General features: G+C 72.7%; 16 protein-coding genes and 1 pseudogene. 8 read left to right on the top strand and 9 right to left on the bottom strand.

All coding sequences use genetic code 11. The features are described from left to right. Positions 1-64: 64 nt before the first annotated feature. Positions 65-664, bottom strand: coding sequence for a TetR/AcrR family transcriptional regulator (locus ACZ619_RS38750; RefSeq protein WP_469609530.1), 600 nt, complete (start codon positions 662-664; stop codon positions 65-67). A 116-nt stretch (positions 665-780) separates the two neighbouring features. Between ACZ619_RS38750 and ACZ619_RS38755 the strand changes: the two genes are divergently transcribed. Next, positions 781-2,226, top strand: coding sequence for an FAD-dependent monooxygenase (locus ACZ619_RS38755; protein WP_469609532.1), 1,446 nt, complete (start codon positions 781-783; stop codon positions 2,224-2,226). Between the two features lie 286 nt (positions 2,227-2,512). Here ACZ619_RS38755 and pepN (ACZ619_RS38760) read toward each other — a convergent pair whose 3' ends face one another. Both pepN (ACZ619_RS38760) and ACZ619_RS38765 read right to left on the bottom strand, forming a co-directional pair. Next, positions 2,513-5,086: an aminopeptidase N gene (gene pepN, locus ACZ619_RS38760; RefSeq protein WP_469609535.1), complete on the bottom strand. Its 2,574-nt coding sequence runs from the start codon at positions 5,084-5,086 to the stop codon at positions 2,513-2,515. Between the two features lie 185 nt (positions 5,087-5,271). Then, positions 5,272-6,288: an aspartate-semialdehyde dehydrogenase gene (locus ACZ619_RS38765; protein WP_469609537.1), complete on the bottom strand. Its 1,017-nt coding sequence runs from the start codon at positions 6,286-6,288 to the stop codon at positions 5,272-5,274. Between the two features lie 316 nt (positions 6,289-6,604). Between ACZ619_RS38765 and ACZ619_RS38770 the strand changes: the two genes are divergently transcribed. Next, the gene (locus ACZ619_RS38770) at positions 6,605-7,132 is read left to right on the top strand and encodes an RNA polymerase sigma factor (RefSeq protein WP_469609540.1); all 528 of its coding nucleotides are present in this window, start codon (positions 6,605-6,607) and stop codon (positions 7,130-7,132) included. A 2-nt stretch (positions 7,133-7,134) separates the two neighbouring features. Continuing rightward, positions 7,135-8,040 carry a hypothetical protein gene (locus ACZ619_RS38775; RefSeq protein WP_469609543.1) on the top strand — a complete coding sequence of 302 codons (906 nt, stop codon included), beginning with the start codon at positions 7,135-7,137 and terminating at the stop codon, positions 8,038-8,040. A gap of 61 nt (positions 8,041-8,101) precedes the next feature. Here the strand turns inward: ACZ619_RS38775 and ACZ619_RS38780 are convergent, their stop codons facing one another. Next, positions 8,102-11,410 carry a S8 family serine peptidase gene (locus ACZ619_RS38780; protein WP_469609546.1) on the bottom strand — a complete coding sequence of 1,103 codons (3,309 nt, stop codon included), beginning with the start codon at positions 11,408-11,410 and terminating at the stop codon, positions 8,102-8,104. Positions 11,411-11,620: 210 nt separating this feature from the next. On the opposite strand from ACZ619_RS38780, the gene ACZ619_RS38785 reads away from it, so the two are divergent. The 3 genes from ACZ619_RS38785 (at position 11,621) to ACZ619_RS38795 (ending at position 15,631) form a co-directional block, all read left to right on the top strand. After that, the gene (locus tag ACZ619_RS38785) at positions 11,621-12,085 is read left to right on the top strand and encodes an NUDIX hydrolase (RefSeq protein WP_469609549.1); all 465 of its coding nucleotides are present in this window, start codon (positions 11,621-11,623) and stop codon (positions 12,083-12,085) included. 244 nt (positions 12,086-12,329) lie between these two features. Then, positions 12,330-14,111 carry a TIGR03767 family metallophosphoesterase gene (locus tag ACZ619_RS38790; RefSeq protein WP_469609552.1) on the top strand — a complete coding sequence of 594 codons (1,782 nt, stop codon included), beginning with the start codon at positions 12,330-12,332 and terminating at the stop codon, positions 14,109-14,111. 317 nt (positions 14,112-14,428) lie between these two features. Beyond that, positions 14,429-15,631 (top strand): glycosyltransferase, encoded by a 1,203-nt coding sequence (locus ACZ619_RS38795; RefSeq protein ID WP_469609630.1) that lies wholly within the window; start codon positions 14,429-14,431, stop codon positions 15,629-15,631. A gap of 69 nt (positions 15,632-15,700) precedes the next feature. Here ACZ619_RS38795 and ACZ619_RS38800 read toward each other — a convergent pair whose 3' ends face one another. Both ACZ619_RS38800 and pepN (ACZ619_RS38805) read right to left on the bottom strand, forming a co-directional pair. Next, entirely contained in the window at positions 15,701-16,738 is a 1,038-nt protein-coding gene (locus ACZ619_RS38800) for a hypothetical protein (protein ID WP_469609554.1), read from the bottom strand. Between the two features lie 228 nt (positions 16,739-16,966). Next, positions 16,967-19,552 (bottom strand): aminopeptidase N, encoded by a 2,586-nt coding sequence (pepN, locus tag ACZ619_RS38805; protein WP_469609557.1) that lies wholly within the window; start codon positions 19,550-19,552, stop codon positions 16,967-16,969. Between the two features lie 137 nt (positions 19,553-19,689). Between pepN (ACZ619_RS38805) and ACZ619_RS38810 the strand changes: the two genes are divergently transcribed. Then, the gene (locus ACZ619_RS38810; RefSeq protein WP_469609560.1) at positions 19,690-20,352 is read left to right on the top strand and encodes a mycothiol-dependent nitroreductase Rv2466c family protein; all 663 of its coding nucleotides are present in this window, start codon (positions 19,690-19,692) and stop codon (positions 20,350-20,352) included. 18 nt (positions 20,353-20,370) lie between these two features. Here the strand turns inward: ACZ619_RS38810 and ACZ619_RS38815 are convergent, their stop codons facing one another. Together ACZ619_RS38815 and ACZ619_RS38820 are read right to left on the bottom strand one after the other, a co-directional pair. Beyond that, a complete protein-coding gene (locus tag ACZ619_RS38815) occupies positions 20,371-20,592 on the bottom strand; it encodes a hypothetical protein (protein WP_469609563.1) in 222 nt (73 codons plus the stop codon). Positions 20,593-20,950: 358 nt separating this feature from the next. Continuing rightward, positions 20,951-22,340, bottom strand: a pseudogene (locus ACZ619_RS38820) (amino acid permease). A gap of 708 nt (positions 22,341-23,048) precedes the next feature. On the opposite strand from ACZ619_RS38820, the gene ACZ619_RS38825 reads away from it, so the two are divergent. Continuing rightward, complete coding sequence (locus ACZ619_RS38825) at positions 23,049-23,627, top strand: biotin transporter BioY (protein WP_469609566.1); 579 nt, start codon at positions 23,049-23,051, stop codon at positions 23,625-23,627. 106 nt (positions 23,628-23,733) lie between these two features. Here ACZ619_RS38825 and ACZ619_RS38830 read toward each other — a convergent pair whose 3' ends face one another. After that, entirely contained in the window at positions 23,734-24,378 is a 645-nt protein-coding gene (locus ACZ619_RS38830) for a hypothetical protein (protein WP_469609633.1), read from the bottom strand. Positions 24,379-24,385 lie beyond the last annotated feature (7 nt).

Genomic DNA, 24,385 nt, shown 5'->3' on the forward strand with positions numbered 1-24,385 from the left:
CTCGCGTACGCACCGCGCGTACGCCGGCTGACCGGCGCCCTCGGCGCGTCCGGGCCGGGCACGCTCAGGGGCCGGTCGCGGTCAGGTACCGCTGAAGGGTCGGCCCGAGCCACCCGACGATCTCCTCCCGGCCCAGCTCCACGGCCGGCGGCAGCCGCAGCACGTAACGGGTGAGGGCCAGCCCCATCAGCTGCGAGACGCACAGCGCCGCCCGCGCCGGCACCTCCCCGGGGTCGGGGCACACCTGCTGGACCACCGGGACGACCTGCTCCCGGAAGAGGTCCTGCAACCGCTCGGCGCCCGCGCTGTTGGTGACGCCCACCCGCAGTACGGCGGTCGGCTCCTCGTTCTCCTCCCAGATCCGCAGGAAGGTGGTCACCAGGGCCGCTCCGACCTCGGTGCGCGGCACCCGGCTCAGGTCGGGCAGCCGCAGGTCGAGCGTGACGGCGGCCGCGAACAGTCCGTCCTTGCTGCCGAAGTAGCGCATGACCATGGACGGGTCGATGTGCGCGTCCCCGGCGATGGCCCGGATGGTGGCGCGCTCGTAGCCGTCGGCGGCGAAGCGCTCGCGGGCGGCGGCCAGGATGGCCGCACGGCTGGCGTCCGAGCGGCGTGCCGCCGTGCCGTTCGCGGGATCCGTGCTTCTACTGGGAGTGCCGGTCATGCCAACGAGCGTAGGCCAACATACGTAGGCCAACAAGTGTTGACTGCTTGTCGTCCGCCGGCCTACGCTTGCCAACAAGCGTTGACCAACAACTGTTGGCACACCGGGAGGCCTCCATGAACGCCACGACCGGCACCACCTCCGAGACCCGCCGCGTGATCGTCGTCGGCTCCGGTCCCACCGGCCTCCTCCTGGCCGGTGACCTCGCCGCCGCCGGCATCCCGGTCACCCTCCTCGAAAAGCGCCCGCGCGGGATCAGCAACCTCTCCCGCGCCTTCGTCCTGCACGCCCGCGCCCTGGAGCAGCTCGACGCCCGCGGCCTCGCCGACGAGCTGGAGGCGGCGGGCCGGCCCCTCGCCCGGCTCAGCCTCTTCGACGGGCTCACCATCGACCTCGGCACCCTCCCCTCCCGCTTCCGGCACGTTCTGGTCATCCCGCAGTACGAGGTCGAGAGGGCGCTGGAGCGCCGGGCGGCCGAGGCCGGCGTCGAATTCCGCCACGAGTGCGAGGTCACCGGGCTGACCCAGGACGCGGACGGCGTCACCGTCCACGTCAGGGGCGGCGGGAGCCTGCGCGGCGCCTACGCCGTCGGCACCGACGGCATGCGCAGCGCCGTGCGGGAGGCGGTCGGACTGCCGTTCCCGGGGCGGTCGGCGATCCGCTCGGTCGTCCTCGCCGACGTCCTGCTCGCCGAGAAGCCCCCGACGCCGCTCACGGCCGCCGCGGTCGGCGACGCGTTCGCCTTCCTCGCGCCCTTCGGCGACGGCTACTACCGGGTCATCTGCTGGCACCGCGGCCGGGACGTCCCCGACCACGAGCCGGTCGGCCTCGACGAGGTCAGGGAGATCACCCGGCTGGCGCTGGGCCGGGACTACGGGATGCACGACGCCCGCTGGATCTCCCGCTTCCACAGCGACGAACGGCAGGCGCCCCGCTACCGGGTCGGCCGGGTCTTCCTGGCCGGCGACGCGGCGCACGTGCACACCCCGGCCGGCGGCCAGGGCCTGAACACCGGCCTCCAGGACGCGGCCAACCTGAGCTGGAAGCTCGCCGCCGTCCTGGACGGCCACGCCGGCCCCGGCCTGCTCGACAGCTACCAGGCCGAGCGGCACCCCGTCGGCAGGTCCGTGCTGCGCAGCAGCGGTGCCATCGTCCGGCTCGCGATGGCCAAGGGCCCCCTGCTCACCGCGCGCCGCGCGCTCACCCGCACCCTGGACCACGTCGGCCCGGCCCGCCGCAGGATCATGGGCCAGATCACCGGCATCGGCTACCGCTACCCCGCCCCGCGCGGCGCCCACCGCCTCACCGGCACCCGGGTCCCCGACCTCGCCCTGGAGGGCGGCGGCCGCCTCTACGAGAGCCTGCGCGGCGGCGGGTTCGTCCTGGTCACCCCGGACCCGTACTACCCGGGCGCGGACCGCGCGGACCGGCTGACCGTGGCGCACTGGGCGACCGGCCGCCGTACGACCGTGCTGGTGCGCCCCGACGGATACGTGGCCTGGGCGGCCGAGAACGCCGGGGAGACGGAGATCGGGCGGGCGCTCGCCGGCCACGTCGGGTGACCGGGGTCCACTCGCGCCGTCCCACGCCTCTCGGGGCACCCGGGCCGCTCTTGACACGGACTGCCCCCGGGAGTCCCATGGGAAAGCTCAACGCCCTTGGAGAGAAGGAGAGTTGACATGGCGACGAAACTCGTGATCCGGCCCCTGGAGAAGAAGGAGACGACGGGGGACAGCAACTCCAACGGCTCCTGACCCACGACGCACGACCCACGCGCGGGGCGCCCGGTGTCACGGACACCGGGCGCCCCGTCTCGTGCTCCCGCCGGGCCGGCGGCCGAGCCGGCGGTTAGCGTGCCGCCGCGTCCGCGGCCTGGGCGCGCAGCGCGCGCTCCACGCCCGCGCGGGACTCCGAGACCAGCCGGGCCAGGGCCGCGTTCGGCTGCGCCGCGGCCAGCCAGGTGTCCGTCCTGGCCAGGGTCTCCTCGGAGACCTGGAGGGCCGGGTAGAGGCCGACCGCGATCTGCTGGGCGATCTCGTGGGAACGGGAGTCCCACACCGACTTCACGACCTCGAAGTACCGGTCCGTGTACGGCGCCAGCAGCTCACGCTGGTCGGTCTGGACGAACCCGGAGATCACCGCCTCCTGCACGGCGTTCGGCAGCTTGTCGGAGTCGATGACCGACGCCCACGCCTCCGCCTTGGCCTCCTCGGTCGGCCGGGCGGCCCGGGCGACCGACGCGTGGCGCTCGCCGGCGGCGGTCCGGTCACGGTCGTACTCGCCCGCGATCTCCGTCTCGTCGAAGCGGCCCACCGCCGCCAGCCGCTCCACGAACGCCCAGCGCAGCTCGGTGTCGACGGCCAGGCCCTCGACGGTGTGGGTGCCGTCCAGCAGCCCCTCCAGCAGGTCCAGCTGCTCCGGCGTACGGGCGGTGGCCGCGAAGGCGCGCGCCCAGGCCAGTTGGTGGTCGCTCGCCGGAGCGGCGGCCCGCAGATGGGCCAGCGTGGCGTCGGTCCAGCGGGTCAGCAGCGCCTCGCGGGCGGTCGGGTCGGCGTACAGCTCCACGGCCAGCTTCACCTGGCGGTGCAGCGACTGCACGACACCGATGTCGGACTCCTTGCCGATGCCGGACAGCACCAGGGACAGGTAGTCGCGGGTGGGGAGTTCGGCGTCCCGGGTCATGTCCCAGGCCGACGCCCAGCACAGGGCCCGCGGCAGGGAGGACTCGAAGTCGCCGAGGTGCTCGGTGACGAACCGCAGGGACTCCGCGTCCAGCCGGACCTTCGCGTACGACAGGTCGTCGTCGTTGAGCAGGAACACCGCCGGACGGCGCCGCCCGGTCAGCTGCGGCACGGCCGTCAGCTCGCCGTCCACGTCCAGCTCGATCCGCTCCTCGCGGACCAGCTTGCCGCTCTCGTCGTCCAGTTCGTACAGGCCGATCGCGATCCGGTGCGGCCGCAGCGTCGGCTCGCCCTTGGCGCCGGCCGGCAGCGCCGGGGCCTCCTGGCGGACCGCGAAGGAGGTCACGACACCGTCGGCGTCCGTCTCCACCTCCGGCCGCAGGATGTTGATGCCGGCCGTCTGCAGCCACTTGCGCGACCAGGCGCTCAGGTCGCGCCCGGAGGTCTCCTCCAGGGCGCCCAGCAGGTCGGACAGGCGCGTGTTGCCGTACGCGTGCCGCTTGAAGTACGCCTGCACGCCGGTGAAGAACTCGTCCGTGCCGACGTACGCGACCAGCTGCTTGAGGACGGAGGCGCCCTTGGCGTACGTGATGCCGTCGAAGTTGACGAGGACGTCGTCCAGGTCGCGGATCTCGGCCATGATCGGGTGCGTGGAGGGCAGCTGGTCCTGCCGGTACGCCCAGGTCTTCATGGAGTTCGCGAAGGTGGTCCACGAGTGCGGCCAGCGCGACTCGGGCGCGTACGCCTGGCAGGCGATGGACGTGTAGGTGGCGAACGACTCGTTCAGCCACAGGTCGTTCCACCACTCCATGGTGACCAGGTCGCCGAACCACATGTGCGCCAGCTCGTGCAGGATGGTCTCGGCGCGCATCTCGTACGCCGCGTCGGTCACCTTGGACCGGAAGACGTACTGGTCGCGGAAGGTCACCGCGCCCGCGTTCTCCATCGCGCCCGCGTTGAACTCCGGCACGAACAGCTGGTCGTACTTCTTGAACGGGTAGTCGTAGTCGAACTTCTCCTGGAACCAGTCGAAGCCCTGCCGCGTCACCTCGAAGATCGCGTCCGAGTCCAGGTACTCCGCGAGCGACGGCCGGCAGTAGATGCCCAGCGGCACGCTCTGCCCGTCCTTCTCGTACACGCTGTGCACGGAGTGGTACGGGCCGACGATCAGCGCGGTGATGTACGACGAGATGCGCGGGGTCGGCTCGAAGACCCAGGTGTCGTCCTTGGGCTCGGGCGTCGGCGAGTTGGAGATCACGGTCCAGCCCGACGGCGCCTTGACCGTGAACTGGAAGGTCGCCTTCAGGTCCGGCTGCTCGAAGGAGGCGAAGACCCGGCGCGCGTCCGGCACCTCGAACTGGGTGTAGAGGTAGGCCTGCTCGTCGACCGGGTCCACGAACCGGTGCAGACCCTCACCCGTGTTGGTGTACGCGCAGTCCGCCACGACCCGCAGGACGTTACGGCCCTCCAGCAGGCCCGGCAGCGCGATCCGGGAGTCCGCGAAGACATCGGCCGCGTCGAGCGGGTCCCCGTTCAGGGTGACCTCGTGGACCGCCGGGGCGACCAGGTCGATGAAGGATTCGGCGCCGGTTCCGGCGACGTCGAAGCGCACCGTGGTCACGGACCGGTAGGTACCGCCCTCCTGCGCCCCGGAGAGGTCGAGATCGATCTCGTACGAGTCAACGGTGAGCAGCTTCGCCCGCTGCTGCGCCTCTTCGCGAGTCAGGTTTGTGCCAGGCACGCGGTCATCTCCTCGTTATGTGTGGGTTGCGCCATCCTTCCATGCGACCGGGCCCGGGGTGTCGAGGGAAAACCCGAGAGATTGCGGTGCCCCGCAGGGGCGCGGGGACTGCGCGACCAGCCACGACGGTGCCGCAGCCGCACGACGGCAGACCGCGGCACCCCCCGGAGGCGCTTCAGGCACCCCTACTTCGACAGCTCGGCCGCCACCAGCTCCGCGATCTGCACGGCGTTCAGCGCGGCGCCCTTGCGGAGGTTGTCGTTGGAGACGAACAGCGCGATCCCGTTGTCCACCGTCTCGTCACGGCGGATCCGCCCGACGTACGACGGGTCCTGGCCGGCCGCCTGGAGCGGCGTCGGGATGTCGGAGAGCTCGACCCCGGGTGCCGCGGCGAGCAGCTCGGTCGCCCGCTCGGGGCTGATCGGCCGGGCGAACCGCGCGTTCAGCTGGAGGGAGTGCCCGGAGAACACCGGCACGCGCACACAGGTGCCGGAGACCTTCAGCTCCGGCAGCTCCAGGATCTTGCGGGACTCGTTGCGCAGCTTCTGCTCCTCGTCGGTCTCGTTCAGACCGTCGTCGACGAGGTTGCCGGCGAACGGCAGCACGTTGAAGGCGATGGGCCGCTTGTAGACCTGCGGCTCGGGGAAGTCGACCGCGCCGCCGTCGTGGGTCAGCTTCTCCGCGCCGGCGACGACCTTCTGCACCTGGCCCTGCAGCTCCGCGACGCCCGCGAGGCCGGAGCCGGACACCGCCTGGTAGGTGGTGGCCACCAGCGCCTGGAGGCCGGCCTCCGCGTCCAGCACCTTCAGGACCGGCATCGCGGCCATCGTGGTGCAGTTCGGGTTGGCGATGATGCCCTTGGGCCGGTCCGCGACCGCGTGCGGGTTCACCTCGGAGACGACCAGCGGGACCTCGGGGTCCTTGCGCCAGGCCGAGGAGTTGTCGATGACGACGGCGCCCTGCGCGGCGACCTTCTCCGCGAGCGCCTTGGAGGTGGCCCCGCCCGCCGAGAACAGCACGATGTCCAGGCCGGTGTAGTCCGCGGTCGCCGCGTCCTCCACGGTCACGCCGTCGAGCACGGTCCCGGCCGAGCGGGCCGAGGCGAACAGACGCAGCTCGGTGACGGGGAAGTTCCGCTCCGCGAGGATCCTGCGCATGACCGTGCCGACCTGACCGGTGGCTCCGACGATTCCGACCCTCACGGCGACTCCCTCTGCTTGCGGCGATGTGTGCCTGCGGTGATGTGTGCCTGCGGCCTTTCCATCATGCGGCCGACCCGGGCCCGCCTGTCCAATTCTTTGCGCGCCATGCCCACCGGCTGGACCGGCCGCCCCGTGGAACTCCCGCCCGCACCCCTGCTGAGCTGCATAAATTGCCTTTCCGTTGGCTTCGTACCGCAAGCTGTGCTGCGCCGCGCACCGGTGTGACGTACGCCTCGGAGAAGAATGTCCGCGATCCGGCCGAACGTTTCCGGGGCCCGTGGCGTCGTAGGGGAAACGCGGGGAGGGGGTGGGTCGTGTGCTGCGCAGAAAGGCCCGCCGCGCCCAGGGGGACGAGCACGGTGACCCCCTGGACGCGGACCAGGAGCGCCGGGTGCGGGCGGTGCTCGCGCTGGGCGGCGTACCGCAGGCGGACCTGCCGGACGGGGTGCAGCAGGTCCGCCTGCGGCTGCTGGAGCGGGCCGCGGGCGGCCGGGAGGCGCCGCGCGACGTCTCGGCGTGGGCCGCGGTGGTCGCCTCCAACCTCGCCATGGACTGGCACCGGGCCAAGCGCCGCCAGGAACGCCTCGGCGAACGGCTCGCCGCCCTCCGCCCCGCCGACCACGCCTCCGGCGAGGACAGCAGCCTGCTCTCCGTCGCCGTCGCCCGCGGCCTGGACGAACTCCCCGACTCCCAGCGCCAGGTGCTGGTCCTGCGGTTCTACGCCGACCTTCCGGTGCGCGGGATAGCGCAGGCGCTGGGCATCCCCGAGGGCACGGTCAAGAGCCGCCTGCACACGGCGGTACGGGCCCTGCGCGCCCGCCTGCACGAGGACGAGGTGGTGTGACCATGCCCGCCGCGCACGACGACCACGACACCCCCGCCGACCCGCCCGCCGACATCCCTGCCGGCGCCGGTCCCGACACCCCTGCCGGTGCCGGTGCCGGTGCCGGGGACGACGACGCCCTGCTCGCCGTTCTCCTGGGCGACGCGCCGACCGAGGGGCAGCGGGCCGATCCCGGGTTCATGGCCGAGCACCGGGCCGCCGCCGCCGACGTGGCCCTGCTGCGTGAACAGCTCGGGGCCATCGCCGACGCCCTCACCGAACCGCGCCCGCGTACCCGCCCCGCCCCCGCCGGGAGCCCCCGTCCGGCCGGACGCCGTCCGCGGGGTCCCGGTCTCGCCGGTGCGCCCGCCGGGCCGGGCCCGCGGCCGCCGGAACGGGCCCCCGTCGCCGCCCCGCGCCCCCGGTCCGCCGGGCGCCGTCTGCGGGCGCTCGGCCTGGCCGGCGGGCTCGCGGCCGTGTTCGCCTCGGCCGTGTTCGGCGTCGGCTGGCTGGCCGCGCACGGCACGGACGGTACGGCGGCGGACAGCAGCGCCGACAAGGCGGCCGGCGGCGGGGTCAGTGCGCCGGCCCAGGAGGACTGGGGCGACGCCCGCTACCTGGCCTGCGCCCGGCTGGTCGTCGAGGGCACGGTCACCGGCGTGGAGCGGCTCCCGCACACCGGCACGGAACGCGTCACCCTGCGCGTGACCCGCGCCTACAAACCCGCGAGGACGGCCGACGAGGTCGCGTTCCTCTTCGCGTCCGACGCCGACACCCGGGTCCGCGAGGGCGCCCGCCTCCTGGTCGCCGTCGCGCGCGGGCAGCGGCTGCCCGACCGGTACGCGGTCGGAGCGGCGGAGATCGCGCGGGAACGCTCCTGGATCGTCCGCGAACTGCCCGCGTCACGGACCACCACCTGCCCCCGGTGACGCCGAAGGGGCGGGCGCCCCGCAGGCCGCCCGCCCCCACCGCCGTCCGAGGACGCACGACCTACTGCGTGACCTTCTCGATCTTCACGCTGCCGGTGCCCGCGACCGTGCCGCGCGCGTCGACCAGCTGGACCCGGCCGAAGAACTCACGTCCCTCGGGAGCCGCCGCGGCCACCGTGACCTGCCCGGTCACCGTGGCGGAGGCGCCCGTGCCGAGCACGACCGCCGCCGAGCCGCCGACCGTGACGCTGCCGAGGGCGGTGGAGAAGAACACGTCCCGGTAGTCGTAGTCGGTGCTGCCCGACGGGACCGAGTAGCCCGCGACCTCGACGGTGTACGTGCCGGCGGCCGGGGAGGCGATGGACACCGACTCCTCCGAGTCGCCGTCGGCGGACTGCGCGACCTGCGCGCCGGACGCGTCGTACACCGTCAGGTCGAGGTCGGCCGCCGTGTCGGAGACGTTCCCGATGGCCACGTCCAGCGACGTGGCACCCTCGGGCACGGTCACCGTGGTGGTCTGCGTCTCGCCCTCCGCGATGGCGGGACGGTCCGACTTCGAGGAGCCGAGCGGGCCGCCGGTCAGTGTGCCGTCGAGGGCGGCGAACTTGTTGGTCACCTTCCAGGAGGCGTCGACCGGGGTGCCCACCTCGGCCTCGGGCACGGTCACGGTCTGCGGGTCGAAGACCGCGCCGAGCACGGTGACGCCCAGCTCGTAGGGGTTGTCGAGCAGCGGCGAGGTACGGCGCGACTCGACCTCGATCTCCCAGACCCCGGCCTGCGGGTCGGCGTAGGACCGCACGTCGGGCCTGCAGCCGTTGCCGTCCAGGTAGTTGTTGTAACAGTACGGGGTGCTGGTGTTGTCCACCGGGACGCCGTACGGGTGGATGGCGATGAACCGCGTCTGGCTCTTGCCGGCCAGCCCGCCGATCGCGACCTCCAGCGAGGTGGCGCCCTCGGGCACGGTCACGAAGTACGACGTGGAGCTGTTGCGCTGCACCGAACCCGACGCCGACCAGGTGTAGGCGACGGGGGTCGACACCACGACCGTGGTCAGGATCTGCTTGTCGACGCCCCCGGTGCGCGGGTCGTCGACGTCCAGGATCGCCGACTTGATGCCCGCGCTCCGCGGCTGCGCCTGCACCCTGACCGTGACCGGCCGGTTCAGCGGCAGCTTCACCTCGTCGTCGCCGACGATCCGGAAGGTGTTGCCGGCGTTGTTCTCGAAGGACAGCTCGTGGCGGACCGCCTTGTCCGCGCCGGAGGTCCGGGTGATGGTGACGTCGTAGGTCTTCTTCTGCCCGGCCTTCAGGCCGCCCTCGCGGTCGTACAGGCCCGTGCCGTGGCCCGGGGTCTCCAGCGCGTAGTCGATCGCGGTGTCGACGGGCGCCTTGACGGTGTAGTCGTGCGCGGTGGCGTGGTCGCGGACGGCGTCCCAGGCGTCGACGACGTCGATCCGGCCCGCGCCCTCCTCGTAGGCCTGGACCCCCTTGATGTGGTGGGCCGTCGAGGTCAGGGCGGTGCGCAGGTCGGCGGGGGAGAGGGCGATGCCCTTCTGCCCGGCGGCGCTCAGCAGCAGCGCGCTCGCGCCCGCCGCCTGCGGGGAGGCCATCGAGGTGCCCTGGAGCATCGAGTAGCCGGCCGGCAGCGAGTAGCCCGCGTCGGCGACCGGGGAGCCCGGCAGCCAGGTCTGGGTGGTGTTGATCGCGGCGCCGGGGGCGACCAGCGTCGGGGTGAAGCCGCCGTCCTCGCGCGGGCCGCGGGAGGAGAAGGGGAGCAGCTGGTACTTCTTCGTCACCTGGGAGCCGTAGTCGGCGGCCCAGGTCTCCTTGGAGATGGCCGCGCCGACCGAGATCACCTTGTCGGCCAGACCGGGGTCGCCGATGGTGTTGGCGCCCGGGCCGGAGTTGCCGGCCGAGATCACCAGCTGCACGCCGTAGGTGTCGATGAGCCGCGTGTACAGCTCGGCGCGGGCGTTGTTGCCGTCGTTCAGCGCCGGGAGGCCGCCGATCGACATGTTCACGATGTCCACGCCCCGGTTGGCGACCAGGTCGATCATGCCTTCGGTGAGGGCGACGTTGGTGCAGCCGCCGCTCCAGGTGCAGGCCCGGGAGGAGACGATCTTCGCGCCCGGTGCCGCGCCGTTCATCCTGCCGCCGAACAGGCCGTTGGCGGAGGTGATGCCGGCGACGTGGGTGCCGTGCTCGGACTCGATGACCCCGATGTTGACGAAGTCGGAGGTCTTGCCGACCCAGTCCCCGCCGTAGGGGTCCATGGGGACGTCCTTGCGGATCTGCACGACGAACGGCTGCCGCTCGACGACGTCGGTCGTCGGGTCGTCGGTGCCGAAGTAGCCGACCTGGTAGCCGTTCCCGTACGGCTTCATCGGTGTGTCGTCGGAGAAGTCGTTGTTGTTGTTCAGGTCGACGGTGACGGTGCCGGCCGCCGGGTCGTAGAGCACGCCCCAGCTGTCGGTGGTGTCGCCGTCGCGGTTGGCGTCACCGGCCGCGTCGCCGCCCGCGGTGTACGACTCCTTGAACGTGCTGACCCGGTACGACCCGGCGGGCGCCGTCCAGGTCCTGCCGCCGTAGGTGAAGCTCGGGCCGGACACGGCCGTGACCATCGGCCGCCAGGTCTGGTCGCTGTCGACGATCGGGTCGGTGGAGGTCACCCAGTCGACGATCTTCCGCTCGCCGGTGGTGGTCTTCTGGAGCGCGGGGTGGCCGAGGTCCACACCGGAGTCGAGGATGCCGATGGTGACGCCCCGGCCGTCCGCCTTCGGGTGCTGCCTGACGAAGTCGACGGCACCGGTCTCGAAGGAGGGGTTGTACGGGTTCGCGGCGGGGGTGTCGCGGCCCGGCCCCGAGTAGGCGGTCGTGGCGGTGGCCCTGGTCCCGGCGCTGCCGTCCGTGACCGTCGGGTCGTCGAGCGCGATCTCCTGGCGCAGGTCGATCGCGTGCACGGAGGAGAGCGCGGCGGCGGCGGCGATCGCCGCGTCCGCCCGGCCGGTGGGGACGGTCGCCCGGACGTAGCCGAGCCTGTCGTACGTACGGCCCACCGAGCCGCCCTTGACACCGTTCAGCTCGGCGGCGACCTGCGCGGTCCGGCCGGGTGCCGTCGCGATCATCATCGTGACGTTCTTGGCGCCCGCGGCCTTGGCCTCGGCGAGCAGTTCGGCGTCGTCCGAACCGAGCTTCTCGTGGGCCGACTTGACGACGGGATCGGCGGTGGCGGCGGCCGGGGACGGGGTCGCGGCGGCGGCCAGGGGCATCGGTCCGGCGGCGGACAGCGCGGCCACGACACCGACCGCGACGGCCATCCGGCCCAGACGTCTGCGGCCCGGTATCGGGTCGTTCTCGGGGGTGTGGGTCATCTGCATCCCTTGTAGGTAAAGGAACGAGCGTGGAACGACCGGGCATGGTCATGACCGGTACGTCAGGCGCACAGCCTTCCCCAAGGGAACCTATTTTTGGGAACGTTGACCGAATCGATATGAACGTATGGGGAAAACCCCCTATCGGCCCGCTTGCGACGGGCGGAAATCCCGTTGGCCGCCGCCCCCGGGGAGCCCTACCGTGCGCATGTGCGCGAGAAGTTGAGGGTGGCGGCCTACGCCGTGTGCGTCCGTGACGGACAGATCCTGCTCGCCCGTTCCCCGGCAGCCGACGGCACCCCCGAGTGGGTCCTGCCCGGCGGCGGCATGGAGCACGGCGAGGACCCCTACGACACGGTCCGCCGTGAGCTGCTGGAGGAGACCGGCTACCGGATCGAGGTGACCGGGCTGCTGGGCATCGACTCCTTCCGGCAGCGCTTCGCCCGCGGCACCCCGCTGGCCCGGGTCACCGACCACCACGGCGTGCGGATCGTCTACTCCGGCGAGATCACCGGCGGCGAACTGCGCAACGAGGTGGGCGGCTCCACCGACCTGGCCGCCTGGAAGGACCTGGACGCCGTACCGGACCTGCGGCGCGTCCCGCTGATCGACGTGGCGCTGCGGCTGTGGCGGGAGCGGCCGGCCGCGGGACGCCTCGCGGGGGAGCGGTCGTAGCCGCCGAGGACCCTCCCCTACCCCGGCAGATGAACGCGGGGCGACCGCACCCCGGCCACCCGAAATCACCTCCGTGACCAGGCCCTTCACCGCCTGATCCACGTACGGTGATCGGCGCTGCGCGTTGCCGCCGCGTTCACGCGCAGGTCACCCCCGGTGCCAACGATCCAGAGCGAGCGGGAAGTTCGCGCAAGCGATCGCCCGCGACCATCGCCGACGCGTTCGCACCCGGGGAGACCGCGCCATGTCGCGCATACGCTCTGTCGCCACCTCCGCCGCCCGCAAGGGCCGGGAGGCACTGGAGATCAACCGTCGTACCGTGCTCGCCGCCGCCGGAGCCGTCTCGCTCTCCGCGGGCGTCGGCTACGCACTGCGCCCCACCGACAGCCAGGCCGCTCCCGACGCCACCGCGCGGGAGGAGCCGATCGCCAACAGCCGCAGGGCGACGGCCGCCGCCCCCCTCACCCCCTACACCAAGGGCACGACCGTCGCCTCGGTCGCGGCGCCCCGCACCGGCTCCGGGTTCCGCCGCCTCGGCGACGGCGCCGGCTGGCCGCGGGTGCTGCGCTCCGACCTCGCCGCCGCCAGGTCCGGCCGCGCGAACCGCCGTACCGCCCTCGCCGCGTTCGTGCAGTTCACCGATCTGCACCTGATGGACGTCCAGCACCCGCTGCGCCTGGAGTTCCTGCGCGCCCACGACCCGCACGGCTGGCGTCCGCACGAGGCGCTCACCGTGCCCGGCGCGATCTCGCTGGTGGAGCGGGTCAACGCGCTGCGCGGCGCCCCGGTCACCGGCTCGCCGCTGCACTTCGTGATGACCACCGGCGACAACACCGACAACAACGCCCACTCCGAGCTGGAGTGGTTCATGAAGGTGATGAGCGGCGGCCGGATGACCCCCAACAGCGGGGACCCGGCGCACTACGAGGGCGTGCAGAACAGCGGGCTCAAGCTGTACTGGCAGGCCGACTCCGCCGTCCGCGACGGCGACAAGGCGCTCGGCTTCCCGCACCTCGCCGGCTATCTGGCCGCCGCGATCCGCGAGGTGCGGAGCCCCGGCCTCAACCTCCCCTGGTACTCCACCGTCGGCAACCACGACGCCCTGCCGCTCGGCTGCTTCGGCTCGCACGCCGACCCCTACCTCGCCGCGGCCGCGGTCGGCGGCAGGAAGCTGATGACCGCGACCGACGCCGAGGCCAAGAAGCTCCAGGACGCCCTCCGCGGGGCCAAGGACCCGAAGGGCGCCGGCTACCGCGACTTCCTCAAGGCCCACACGCGCTCGATGCGCTCGGTGACCCCGGACGAGAAGCGCGCCCCGTACACCGTCCCGGACTACCTCAAGGCCCACCTCGACCCGGCCCACCAGGGCCTCGGCCCGGTCGGGCACGGCTACTCGACCGCCAACCTCGACGCGGGCACCCAGTACTACGCCTTCCGCGTCTCCGACGACGTCATCGGCATCAGCCTCGACACGACGGACGCGGGCGGCCACTACGAGGGCTCCGTCGGCACGGCCCAGCTGCGGTGGCTGGAGCGGACCCTGAAGGAGAACAAGGACTCCTACGCGGTCGTCTTCAGCCACCACACCAGCAAGACGATGGCCAACACCCGCCCCGACCCCGCCCGCCCGGGCGAGCGCCGCCACACGGGCGCCGAGCTGGTCGCCCTCCTCAACCGCCACGCCAACGTGCTGGCCTGGGTGAACGGCCACATCCACCGCAACCTCATCACCCCGCACACCGCCTCGGACGGCCGATCCTTCTGGGAGATCACCACCGCCTCCCACGTCGACTACCCCCAGCTCGCCCGGGTCGTCGAGCTGGCCGACAACAAGGACGGCACGATCTCCGTCTTCACGACCCTGATCGAGTCGGCGGCCCCGCACCGCACCGACTTCTCCGACCTCTCCCAGACCGGTCTCGCCGCCCTCTACCGGGAACTCGCCTTCAACGCCCCCGGCGCGAGCAAGGTCCTCGGCGGCGACGCGGCGGACCGGAACACGGAGCTGGTCCTGAAGAAGGGCTGAGCGGCCGCGCCGTCCTACATTCGGGTTCCGTTCTTGCCTTGTTCTTTGCCGTGACCCGGCTGGCGCAGCGACTTTTCCGGCCTTGATCGCCATGGAGAAAGTGCAGGTCAGCGAGGTGACGGCGGCGGTGGGTGACGGACCGCGCCGGTGCTGTGTCCGGCGCCCGCCGTGTAAATGAATCGGACTCCGGTACGAGACATCCCGTTCATCCGAATGAAACGTCCGTACCGCCTCATATCGGCTAACCCGCGGTTCCCGGGGATGGCTCGATCTGGTGCAAGGCTGGTGATCGTGTGGACGCTCGGCTCGGACTTCGTGTGCTCTCGGTCTACGAGGGGTTTTTCTCCGGGGGCGCCCGGATCGTGCACAGTGACGTGCTGCTGGGCCTGGTGGAGGGCGGTCAGCAATGGCATCGCGTGCTGAGTCTGCACGGTGAGGTCCACCGGGAAGCCACGACGCAGCGCATGGAGGACGACGCCTGCTACCGCGCGCTGACGGCCGGAGGTGTCGACGTCACCTCCCTCGGCCGGACCGCGGGCCTGGTCGACGGCAGTGTCGCGGCGTCGGTTTTCAGCGGGCCCGAACTGGCCGATACGGCGCGGGCCATGGCCGGCGCGGACGTCGTCCTCTCCCTGAAGGAGCAGCCGCTGGCGCTGCTCAACCAGGGCGGTCTGCCGCGCCGCCCGATCGTGGTCTGCCTGCACCGGTCCGACCCCGAGAACCAGGGGCCGGCGCTGGACGAGCTGAAGACCGCCATCGCCGACGGGAAGGTCGTGGCCTGCGTCTGCTGCGCCGAGTCGACGCGCGACGCGTACGAGGCCGCCGGCATCCCCGGCGAGCTGCTGCACGTGATCCCCAACGGGGTCGACCTGCTCCGGTTCCGGCCGGACGCGGCGCTGCGGTCGGCCTTCCGGGAGTCCCTCGGGATCCCGGCCGCCGCCCCCGTCGTCGTCTTCGCGGCCCGGTACGCCGGGATGAAGAACGTGCCGCTCTTCCTGCGTGCCGCCCGCGCCTGGCTCGCCCGTGAGGGCGGCGGGCACGTGGTCATGTGCGGGGCCGGGATGACCGACGACAACCCCGCGCTCTGGGCCGACACCGAGGTCGCCTTCGGCGGTGACCGGGCCGCCCTCGGCGACCGGGTGCACCTGCTCGGCGTCCGGCGCGACATGGAGTCCGTCTACGCCGGCTCCGACGTCGTCGCCCTCACGTCCGTCTCCGGCGAGGCGGCGCCGCTCTGCCTCATCGAGGGCATGATGTGCGGCGCCGTACCGGTCACCACCGACGTCGGCGACAGCGCCTCGATCGTGGCGGGGCACGGGTTCGTGACGCCCTTCGACCCCGACGCCGTCGCCCTCGCCTGGTCGGCGGCGGTGGCCGGGCGGGAGGCCCTCGCGCCGGCGCTGGCGGCGAGCCGCGAGCGGTTCAGCCGGACCCGGATGATCGCCGCCTACGCCGACCTGCTCGCCCGTGTGGCCGGCGACGTGCGCGACGAACTGCGCCCGGGCGTGCCCGGCCAGTAGCGGCACCGGCCGCGTGCGGAGGGGCCGCCGGCCCCTCCGCACGCGGCCGGCCGGTGCGCCGGTCCGCGGCTAGCGCGGCAGCACCACGACGTGGGCGGCCGGGTCGCGGTCGGCGGCCGCCATCAGGGCCGTACGGACCACCGCCGCCTGCTGCTCCATGGCCTCGCGGAGCTTCTTCGGCGTGAGGTGGACGACCGTGATGCCGAGCCGCTCCAGGTGCTCGCGCTTGCGGGCGTACTCGGACCACGTCGCGTCCTCGTCCTGGCGGGGCGCCCGGGTGTCGAGTTCGAGGGCGACGGCCTGCTCGGGCCAGTACGCGTCGAGGCCGCCCAGGTGGGGCCCGCCGGGCAGGCGCAGGTCGACGTTCCAGACCGGGTCGGGCAGGCCGTACTCCTCGACCATCCGGTACAGGCGGTCCTCCGCGATGGAGCGGCCCTCGGCGAGCAGCGAGTCCACGGCGTCCACCACGTGCGGGCGCGTCAGCAGCTTCGCCCGGTTCAGCTCCCGTACCACCGCCGCCGGTTCGCAGTGGCCGCCGCGCACCGCCTCGGTGAGCAGCCGCCGTACCGCCTCCGCGTCGGCGAGTTCCGCGACCGCGTCCGCGAGGGCGCGCTGGACCGGGGCGACCGGCAGGCCCGTCACCGGCTCCGGCGTCGGCAGGGCCGAGGTGCGGATCACGCGCACGTAGGAGGTGGAGCGCAGCCGGCGCAGCCGCGGGACCAGCACGTCGACGTGGTCCAGGGCGAGCGGCGCCGGGGCGGCCGAGAAGCCGTGCAGGGCCAGCGCCGCAAGGCCGGTGATCATCGCCTCCGCGTAGACCTGGCGGTGCGGGCTCCCGGCGCCGGGCTGGGCCGGGACACCGGGGGCCGGCTCGCGGGCGGTGAACAGCAGGGCCGCGTGCAGGCGTTCCTCGCCGGTCGGCGGGCCGGAGTGGAGCAGGACCACGCCCGGGAGCAGCTGCCGCCAGGGACCGCCGGGGCGGCACCGCTCGGTGACCTCGGCGGCCGGGACGCCGTGGGAGCGGAGCTGGGCCGTCGTCAGCACCCTGCGGCGGACGTCACCGAGGTGGCGCAGGGGGCGGGGGGAGAGCGGGGTGTTGTGGGTCATGGCCTCGGGATTCCCGGGGCCGGTGGGGTCTTTAACCGGTGTTACACGTTCGTCGACGAATACGGACAAGACGGGGCTAAAGGGCAGGTGTTCGGATGCCGAGTAGGCACCGGAAACCCCTGGTCCGATCGGGTGCGGACCAGGGGTTACGGGGGTGATCGAATGAATTGCGTAACGGTCACCGCGCACCGGATCCATGGCCAAAGGTCGGCCGGCGGCGGCCCGCGGTCAGCCGGTGGCGGTCCCCGCGTCGCACGCCTGTCCGCGCAGCGTCCGCGCCAGGTCGTCCCGCTCCTCCAGCACCAGCCGGCGCAGCGCCGGGGGCGCGTCGGCGTGCGCGGCCAGCCACGCGTCCGTCGCCTCCAGCGTCCCGGGGCGGTCCTGGAGCGAGGGGTACAGCCCGCGGACCACGTCCATGCCGATCTGGATCGAGCGGTCCTCCCACACCCGGGCGATCGCCTCGAAGTACTTCTGCGCGTACGGCGCCGTCAGCTCCCGCTGCGACGGCTGGACGAAGCCCGCGATGGTCGCCTCCACCAGCGCGTTGGACAGCGCCTGCGACTCCACCACCTGCGCCCACGCCTGCGCCTTGACGGCGGCCGAGGGGCGCGCGGCCAGGCAGCGCACCTGGTGGCGCTTGCCGGACGCCGTGTCGTCACGGGCCAGTTCGGCCGCCAGCACCGACTCGTCGGCCGCGCCGTGCGCCGCGAGCGGCTCCAGGAACGCCCAGCGCAGCTCCTGGTCGACGTCCAGACCGTCGATCACCGCCGTGCCGGCCAGCAGCTCCTGGAGCAGCGCGAGATCGGCCGCGCCGGTCGCCGCCGACGCGAAGAACCGCGCCCAGGCCAGCTGGTGCTCGCTGCCCGGCTCCGCGCGCCGCAGCTCCGCCAGGGCGCCGTCGGCGAGCAGCCGCTCGGCCGCCTCCCGCCGCTCCGGCGCCACGTAGTGCACCAGCGCCGAGCCCGCCCACGCCTGGAGCATCTGGAGCACGCCGATGTCCGACTCCCGGGCCGCGAACCGCAGCACCAGGTCGACGAAGTCCCGGGCCGGCAGCAGCGCGTCCCGGGTCAGGTTCCACAGCGCCGACCAGCACAGCGCCCGGGCCAGCGGGTCGGTGAGCGAGCCGAGGCTCTCCCGCAGCGTCTTCAGGGACGTCTCGTCGAAGCGGATCTTGCAGTACGTCAGGTCGTCGTCGTTGACCAGGACCAGTTCCGGCGCGTCGGCCCCGGCCAGCCCGGCGACCACCGTGCGAGGGCCGTCGACGTCCGCCTCCGCGCGCGCGTACCGCTCCAGGGCGCCCCCGGCCGTGCGGCGGTAGAGGCCGACCGCGACCCGGTGCGGGCGCAGCTCCGGGTGCGACTCTGCGGCCTCCTGGAGCACGGCCAGCTCGGCCACCCGGCCCTCCCCGTCGAGGAGCACCTGCGGGGTCAGCGAGTTCACGCCCGCCGTCTGGAGCCACTTGCGGGCCCAGGAGCTCATGTCCCGGCCGCTGGTCTCCTCCAGGACCGACAGCAGGTCGCCGAGGCGCGTGTTGCCGTAGGCGTTGCGCTTGAAGTAGCGGCGGGCGCCCTCCAGGAAGGCGTCCTGGCCGACGTACGCCACGAGCTGCTTCAGGACGCTCGCGCCCTTCGCGTACGTGATGCCGTCGAAGTTCAGCTTGGCGTCCTGGAGATCGCGGATGTCGGCCGTGACCGGGTGCGTGGAGGGCAGCTGGTCGGCGCGGTAGGCCCATGCCTTGCGGCGGTTGGCGAAGGTGATCCAGGCGCCGTCGAAGCGGGTCGCGCCGACGTTCGCGAACGTGCCCATGAAGTCCGCGAAGGACTCCTTCAGCCACAGGTCGTCCCACCACACCATGGTGACCAGGTCGCCGAACCACATGTGCGCCATCTCGTGCAGGATGACGTTGGCCCGCGCCTCGTACGACGCCTGCGTCACCCGGCCGCGGAAGATGTACTCCTCGCGGAAGGTCACCAGACCCGGGTTCTCCATCGCGCCGAGGTTGTACTCGGGCACGAACGCCTGGTCGTACTTCCCGAACGGGTACGGGTAGTCGAAGTGGTCGTGGAAGAAGTCCAGGCCCTGCTTGGTGATCAGGAAGACGTCCTCGGCGTCGAAGTGCGGGGCCAGGCCCTTGCGGCACAGCGCGCCCAGCGGGATCCGCAGCGTCGAGCCGTCCGGCAGGGCGCGCGTGTAGGAGTCCGTCACGTAGTGGTACGGACCGGCCACCACACACGTGATGTACGTCGAGATGGGCTTCGTCTCCGCGAACCGCCAGACGCCGTCGGCGAGTTCACCGGCGCCGTTGCTCCACACCGTCCACTCCTCGGGCGCCCGCACCTCGAAGCGGAACGGCGCCTTGAGGTCCGGCTGCTCGAAGCCCGCGAAGACGCGGCGGGAGTCGGCCGGCTCGTACTGCGTGTAGAGGTAGACCTCGCCGTCCTCGGGGTCGACGAAGCGGTGCAGGCCCTCACCGGTGCGGGAGTAGGCGCACTGCGCGTCCACCACCAGCTCGTTGTCGGCGGCCAGGTCCTCCAGGGCGATCCGGGTGCCGTCGAAGACCTCGCCCGGGTCGAGGTCCCTGCCGTTGAGCGTCACGGCGGTCACGCTCGGCGCGACCAGGTCCGCGAAGCTGGAGGCGCCCGGCTCGTTGCAGCGGAAGCGGATCGTGGTCACCGAACGGAAGGTCCGCGGCCCGTCCGCGTCCTCGCCGGCGGCTGCCGCGGACCGTACGTCCAGCGACACGTCGTAGCCGTCGACCGACAGCAGGGCGGCCCGCTCCCGGGCCTCGTCGCGGGACAGATTCTCACCGGGCACGGGCGGCACTCCCTCATCGTTGTCGGTACGCCGGAACAGGACCGATCCTCCCATGCGCCCCTGACGCCGGGCACCCGGGAATGAGGCGGCCGGCGCCGGTGTTGGCGCAGGAAAGGACCGCTTTTCCGAGGAGACCGATGTCCGAGACCGTGACCAGTGCCGGCAAGACTCCCGTCGATTTCTGGTTCGACCCGCTGTGCCCCTGGGCCTGGATGACCTCCCGGTGGGTCCTGGAAGTGGAGAAGGTCCGGGACATCGAGGTCCGCTGGCACATCATGAGCCTGGCGGTGCTCAACGAGTCCAGGCTGGACGAACTGCCCGAGGAGTACCGCGAGCTGCTGGAGACCAAGGCGTGGAAGCCCGTCCGCGTGGTCACCGCGGCCTGGCAGAAGCACGGCGCGGACGTCCTCGGCCCCCTGTACACCGCGCTCGGCACCCGTATACACAACAACGGCGAGGGCCCGACCCTGGAGGCCGTCGCCGGCGCCCTCGCGGACGTCGGTCTGCCCGCCGACCTGATCGACTACGCCGACCAGGAGGACTTCGAGTTCGACGCGCAGCTGCGCGCCTCCCACAAGGAGGGCATCGACAAGGTCGGCCAGGACGTCGGTACCCCGGTCATCGCGGTCCCCGGCCCGGACGGTGAGCAGATCGCCTTCTTCGGCCCGGTCGTCACCCCCGCCCCCAAGGGCGAGGAGGCGGCCCGCCTGTGGGACGGCACGGTCGCGGTCGCCTCGGTCCCCGGCTTCTACGAGCTCAAGCGCACCCGCACCAAGGGCCCCGACTTCAGCAACCTGTGACGGCCGCCCCGGTGCCGGTCAGCTGAAGGAGGCGGGGAGCGAGAAGCCCTCCGACCGGTCGAAGTAGGGCTGGACCCACAGGCACTGTCCCTGTGCCGTCCGGCCCTCGCACCGCCAGAAACCGCGGGCGCCCTTCTTCTCGTAGACCGACGCGATGTGCTTCTCCTCCTGCGCGGTCACCCTGCGGAACGGGTGCAGCTTCTCTCCGGGGCAGGTGCGGCAGTGCAGCCTGTCGGACACGTCGGCCTCCCGGACCGGTCCGGCGAAAAGGGTCGGAACCGGGATCTTAGGTGCGCCGCTCTCCTGTCCGTGAGCCCGGAATCCGCCGCACCGGGGCGGATTCCGGCCGCGGGCGCCCGCTGTCCGGGCCGGCCGCCGAAGAGCCCCCGCGCGTCACGTCCTCGCGGGGGCTCTCCCCTTTTCCGCCCGCCCCGGTGAACGGTGAGAAGACGGTCACGAGGCGGGACGAGCGGGCGGCGCGCCCTCTCTTGCTGCGATGAACTTGCAATTACACGTTAGCAACAGGAAGCCGGGTGCGGGCAGGAGGCGAGGCCCCCGCGTGTCGTCACGCGAGGGCCTCGTCGCAGGAGCGCGCGCGTCAGCCGCCGGTGCGCCGGCGCTGCCAGGTGTAGCCCGCCGCCGCCAGGGCGGCCGTCATGCCGCCCGTGGAGAAGAGCTGGGTGCGGGTGCCGGGGTCGCGGGCCATCAGGAGGAAGACCGTGGCGATGCCGGCCAGGGCCAGCCAGGTGAGGTGGGGGAACGCCCACATCCGGACGACCAGCTTCTTCGGGGCCTCGCGTTCGAGGCGGCGGCGGAGCAGCAGCTGGGAGACGGCGATGAGGATCCAGACGACGAGGATCACCGCGCCGATCATGTTGAGGAGCCAGGAGAAGACGTCGTCCGGGCGCCAGTAGCTGAGCAGGACGCAGACGAAGCCGAAGGCGCAGGACGCGAGGACCGCGAGGCGGGGCACACCGCCGAAGACGCGCGCCAGCGCCCTCGGGCCCTGGCCGCGCTCCACCAGGGAGTGGACGATGCGCGAGGCGCCGTAGACGTTGGCGTTCATCGCGGACAGGAGGGCCACCAGCACGACGACGTTCATCAGGCCGCCGGCGCCGGGGATGCCCAGGCGGTCGAGGGCGGCGACGTACGGGCCCTTCGTCACGACCTCCGCCGAGTCCCACGGCACCAGGGTGACGATGACCGCCATCGAGCCGACGTAGAAGAGCGCGATGCGCCGCATCGCGGTGCGGACCGCGCCCGCCACACCCCGCACCGGGTCCTCGGACTCGGCCGCCGCGATGGTGACCGTCTCCAGGCCGCCGTACGCGAAGACCGACGCCAGCAGGCCGATGACCAGGCCCTCGCCGCCGTGCGGGAGGAAGTCGGCCAGGTTCGAGGCGCCGGGCGAGTCCGTGCCGGGGAGCACCCCCGCGACCGCCAGCACGCCCAGGACGAGGAAGAGGCCGATCGCGCCGACCTTCAGGGCCGCGAACCAGAACTCGAACTCGCCGAAGTTGCGCACCGAGGCCAGGTTCGTCCTACAGAAGACGACCATGAACAGGGCGACCCACGCCCACTCCGGCGTCCCCGGCAGCCAGCCCGTGACGATCTTCGGCGCCGATGCCCTCCAGGCCCACCGCCGTGCACAGCAGCACCCAGTACGACCAGCCCGCCGTGAACCCCGCCCACGGCCCGATCGCCCGCTCGGCGTGCGCCGAGAAGGAGCCCGACGACGGGTACGCGGCCGACATCTCGCCCAGCATCCGCATCACCAGCGTCACCAGGAGGCCGGACAGGGCGTAGGCGACGACGATCGACGGCCCGGCCGCGGCGATGCCCGCACCGGAGCCCACGAACAGGCCCGCGCCGATCACACCCCCCAGCGCGATCATCGACAGATGGCGCTGCTTGAGGCCGGGGGAGAGCGAGACACCGCCGTCGTCGTGCGTCGGCGGTGTCCCGACCGGGGTGCTGCGGTGCGGCATGGGCGCGGATCGTCCAATGCGTGAGACGGCAAAAACGCCCACAGTGTGGGCGGCCTCTCCGCCGCGAGGAGAAGCCGCCCACCATCCGGACGCGTCCGGCGCGCGGAGTGACCAGGCCGCTACGGGCGTGCAGAGCGAGGCGCCGCCCTCGATCGAGCGGCTCTCCCTGCCCTCGGTGCCGACCGGGACGCCACCGGCCAGGGGCGCCCGGCCGATCGCCACGGTCTTCGCGGCGAAACCCTGGAACCGGTCCTGGACCGGCGGAATCCCCGCCTTGTTCGCGAGGGCCGGGAACCGAGAACCCACGCGGAGAAAAGCGCGCCCCGGGCGCGCCGGGACGTCAGCGGCTAAGAGTGCGACAGGTGGCGGTTTTCTGCCGTCGCAGGTCGACATGGCGACGTGACCTGAGGTTCAGGGACCGGGCGGCCATGCCCGAGAGCGTGGGCCGGAGACCTCGACCCCCACCGGACCGCCCGGGTGCGATTGGTGGAACTCCACAGGCATGTTCAACGCCGTTGGCGTGACTGAAACATCTCTGCCTCAGTGATCGGCGTCACCTCGTACCGCGTGTAACCCACACTCTTTGTGGGGAGCCAACCAAGCGCTCCTTCCGGCCTTTGTCGATCGCTGACGTGTTCGGTTCAGACGGGCCGGGATAGCGTCACGGTGTCCCACGTGTCCGCCCGCCCTCACCCCCGCGGAGTCCCCATGAGCACCGCCACCGCGTCCACCCGTACCGGCACCGTCCTCGCCGACCTCCTGCCCGCGTCCCGGGTGCGCGATGTCGCCCTCGTGCTGGGCGGTGCCGCGCTCACCGGCCTCGCCGCCCAGATCGCCGTCCCGGTCCCGGGCTCCCCGGTCCCGGTGACCGGCCAGACCTTCGCCGCCCTGCTGGTCGGCACCAGCCTCGGCGCCCGCCGCGGTGTCGCCTCCCTCGCCGTCTACGCGCTGGCCGGTCTCATGGGCCTGCCGTGGTTCGCGGGCGGCACCTCCGGCCTCTCCGTCTCCTTCGGCTACATCCTCGGGATGATCCTCGCCTCCGCCGCCGTCGGCGCCCTCGCCCGGCGCGGTGCCGACCGGGGCGTGCTGCGCATGGCGGGCACGATGGTGCTCGGCGAGGCGATCATCTACGCGGTCGGCGTGCCCTACCTCGCCCAGGCCGCCCACCTGTCCGCCTCCGCGGCCGTGGCCGCCGGCCTCACCCCGTTCCTCGTCGGTGACGTACTGAAGGCGGCCCTGGCGATGGGTGCGATGCCCGCGGCCTGGAAGCTCGCCGGCAAGCGCTGACATCACGCGGCCGGTCACACGGCCGGTCACGCGGCCGGTCACGCGCGGCGGGGCCCGGGGTGCCGGAAGGCGCCCCGGGCCCCGCCGCCGTCGCGGCGGCCGTTCGTCAGCCGGTCCGCCGCGACCACCACGCACCCGCCGCCCCGGCCGCGATCAGCGCCGCGCCGGCCGCGCCGAGCGGCAGCACGTCACCTCCCGCGCCGGTCTTCGGCAGCTGGTCCCCGCCGGGCCCCACCGGCTTGTTGTCGGTGCCCAGCAGCAGCGGGGTGGCCGGCGCGTTCGGCGACGGGTTCGTCGTACCGAACGGCACCGGGCCCTGCTGCCAGAACGTCTTCTTCCCGTCGGCGCTCTGCACGGGCAGGCAGATCTTCCCGGTCTTCCCCAGGTCGAACGTGGCGTCGACCGCGTACGACTTCGACGCGCCGGCGCCGAGCGCGCCGACGGGGCAGCTGAAGCCGCTGTTCGAACCGGCGGGCAGATCCTTCTTCGCGATGGCGTCGCAGCCCTGGACGCCGTTGACCTTCAGGCCGTCGAATCCGACCACCAGAAGCCTGACGGCGTCGCTGTCCTTGGTTCCCCCGTTCCTGACGGTGACGGTGACGGCCGTTTTCTGCGAACCGTTGTCGACCGAGATCCTGGCGGGCAGCGTGGTCGTCAGCCGCACGCCCGTCGGCGCCTGGTCGACGGCCTTTCCCCCCTTGCTGCTTCCTGGTCCCTGGTCGTCGGCGGCGGCCGTGGACGGCAGGATCATCACGGCC

This window comes from Streptomyces sp. NPDC104367 (assembly GCF_055583825.1).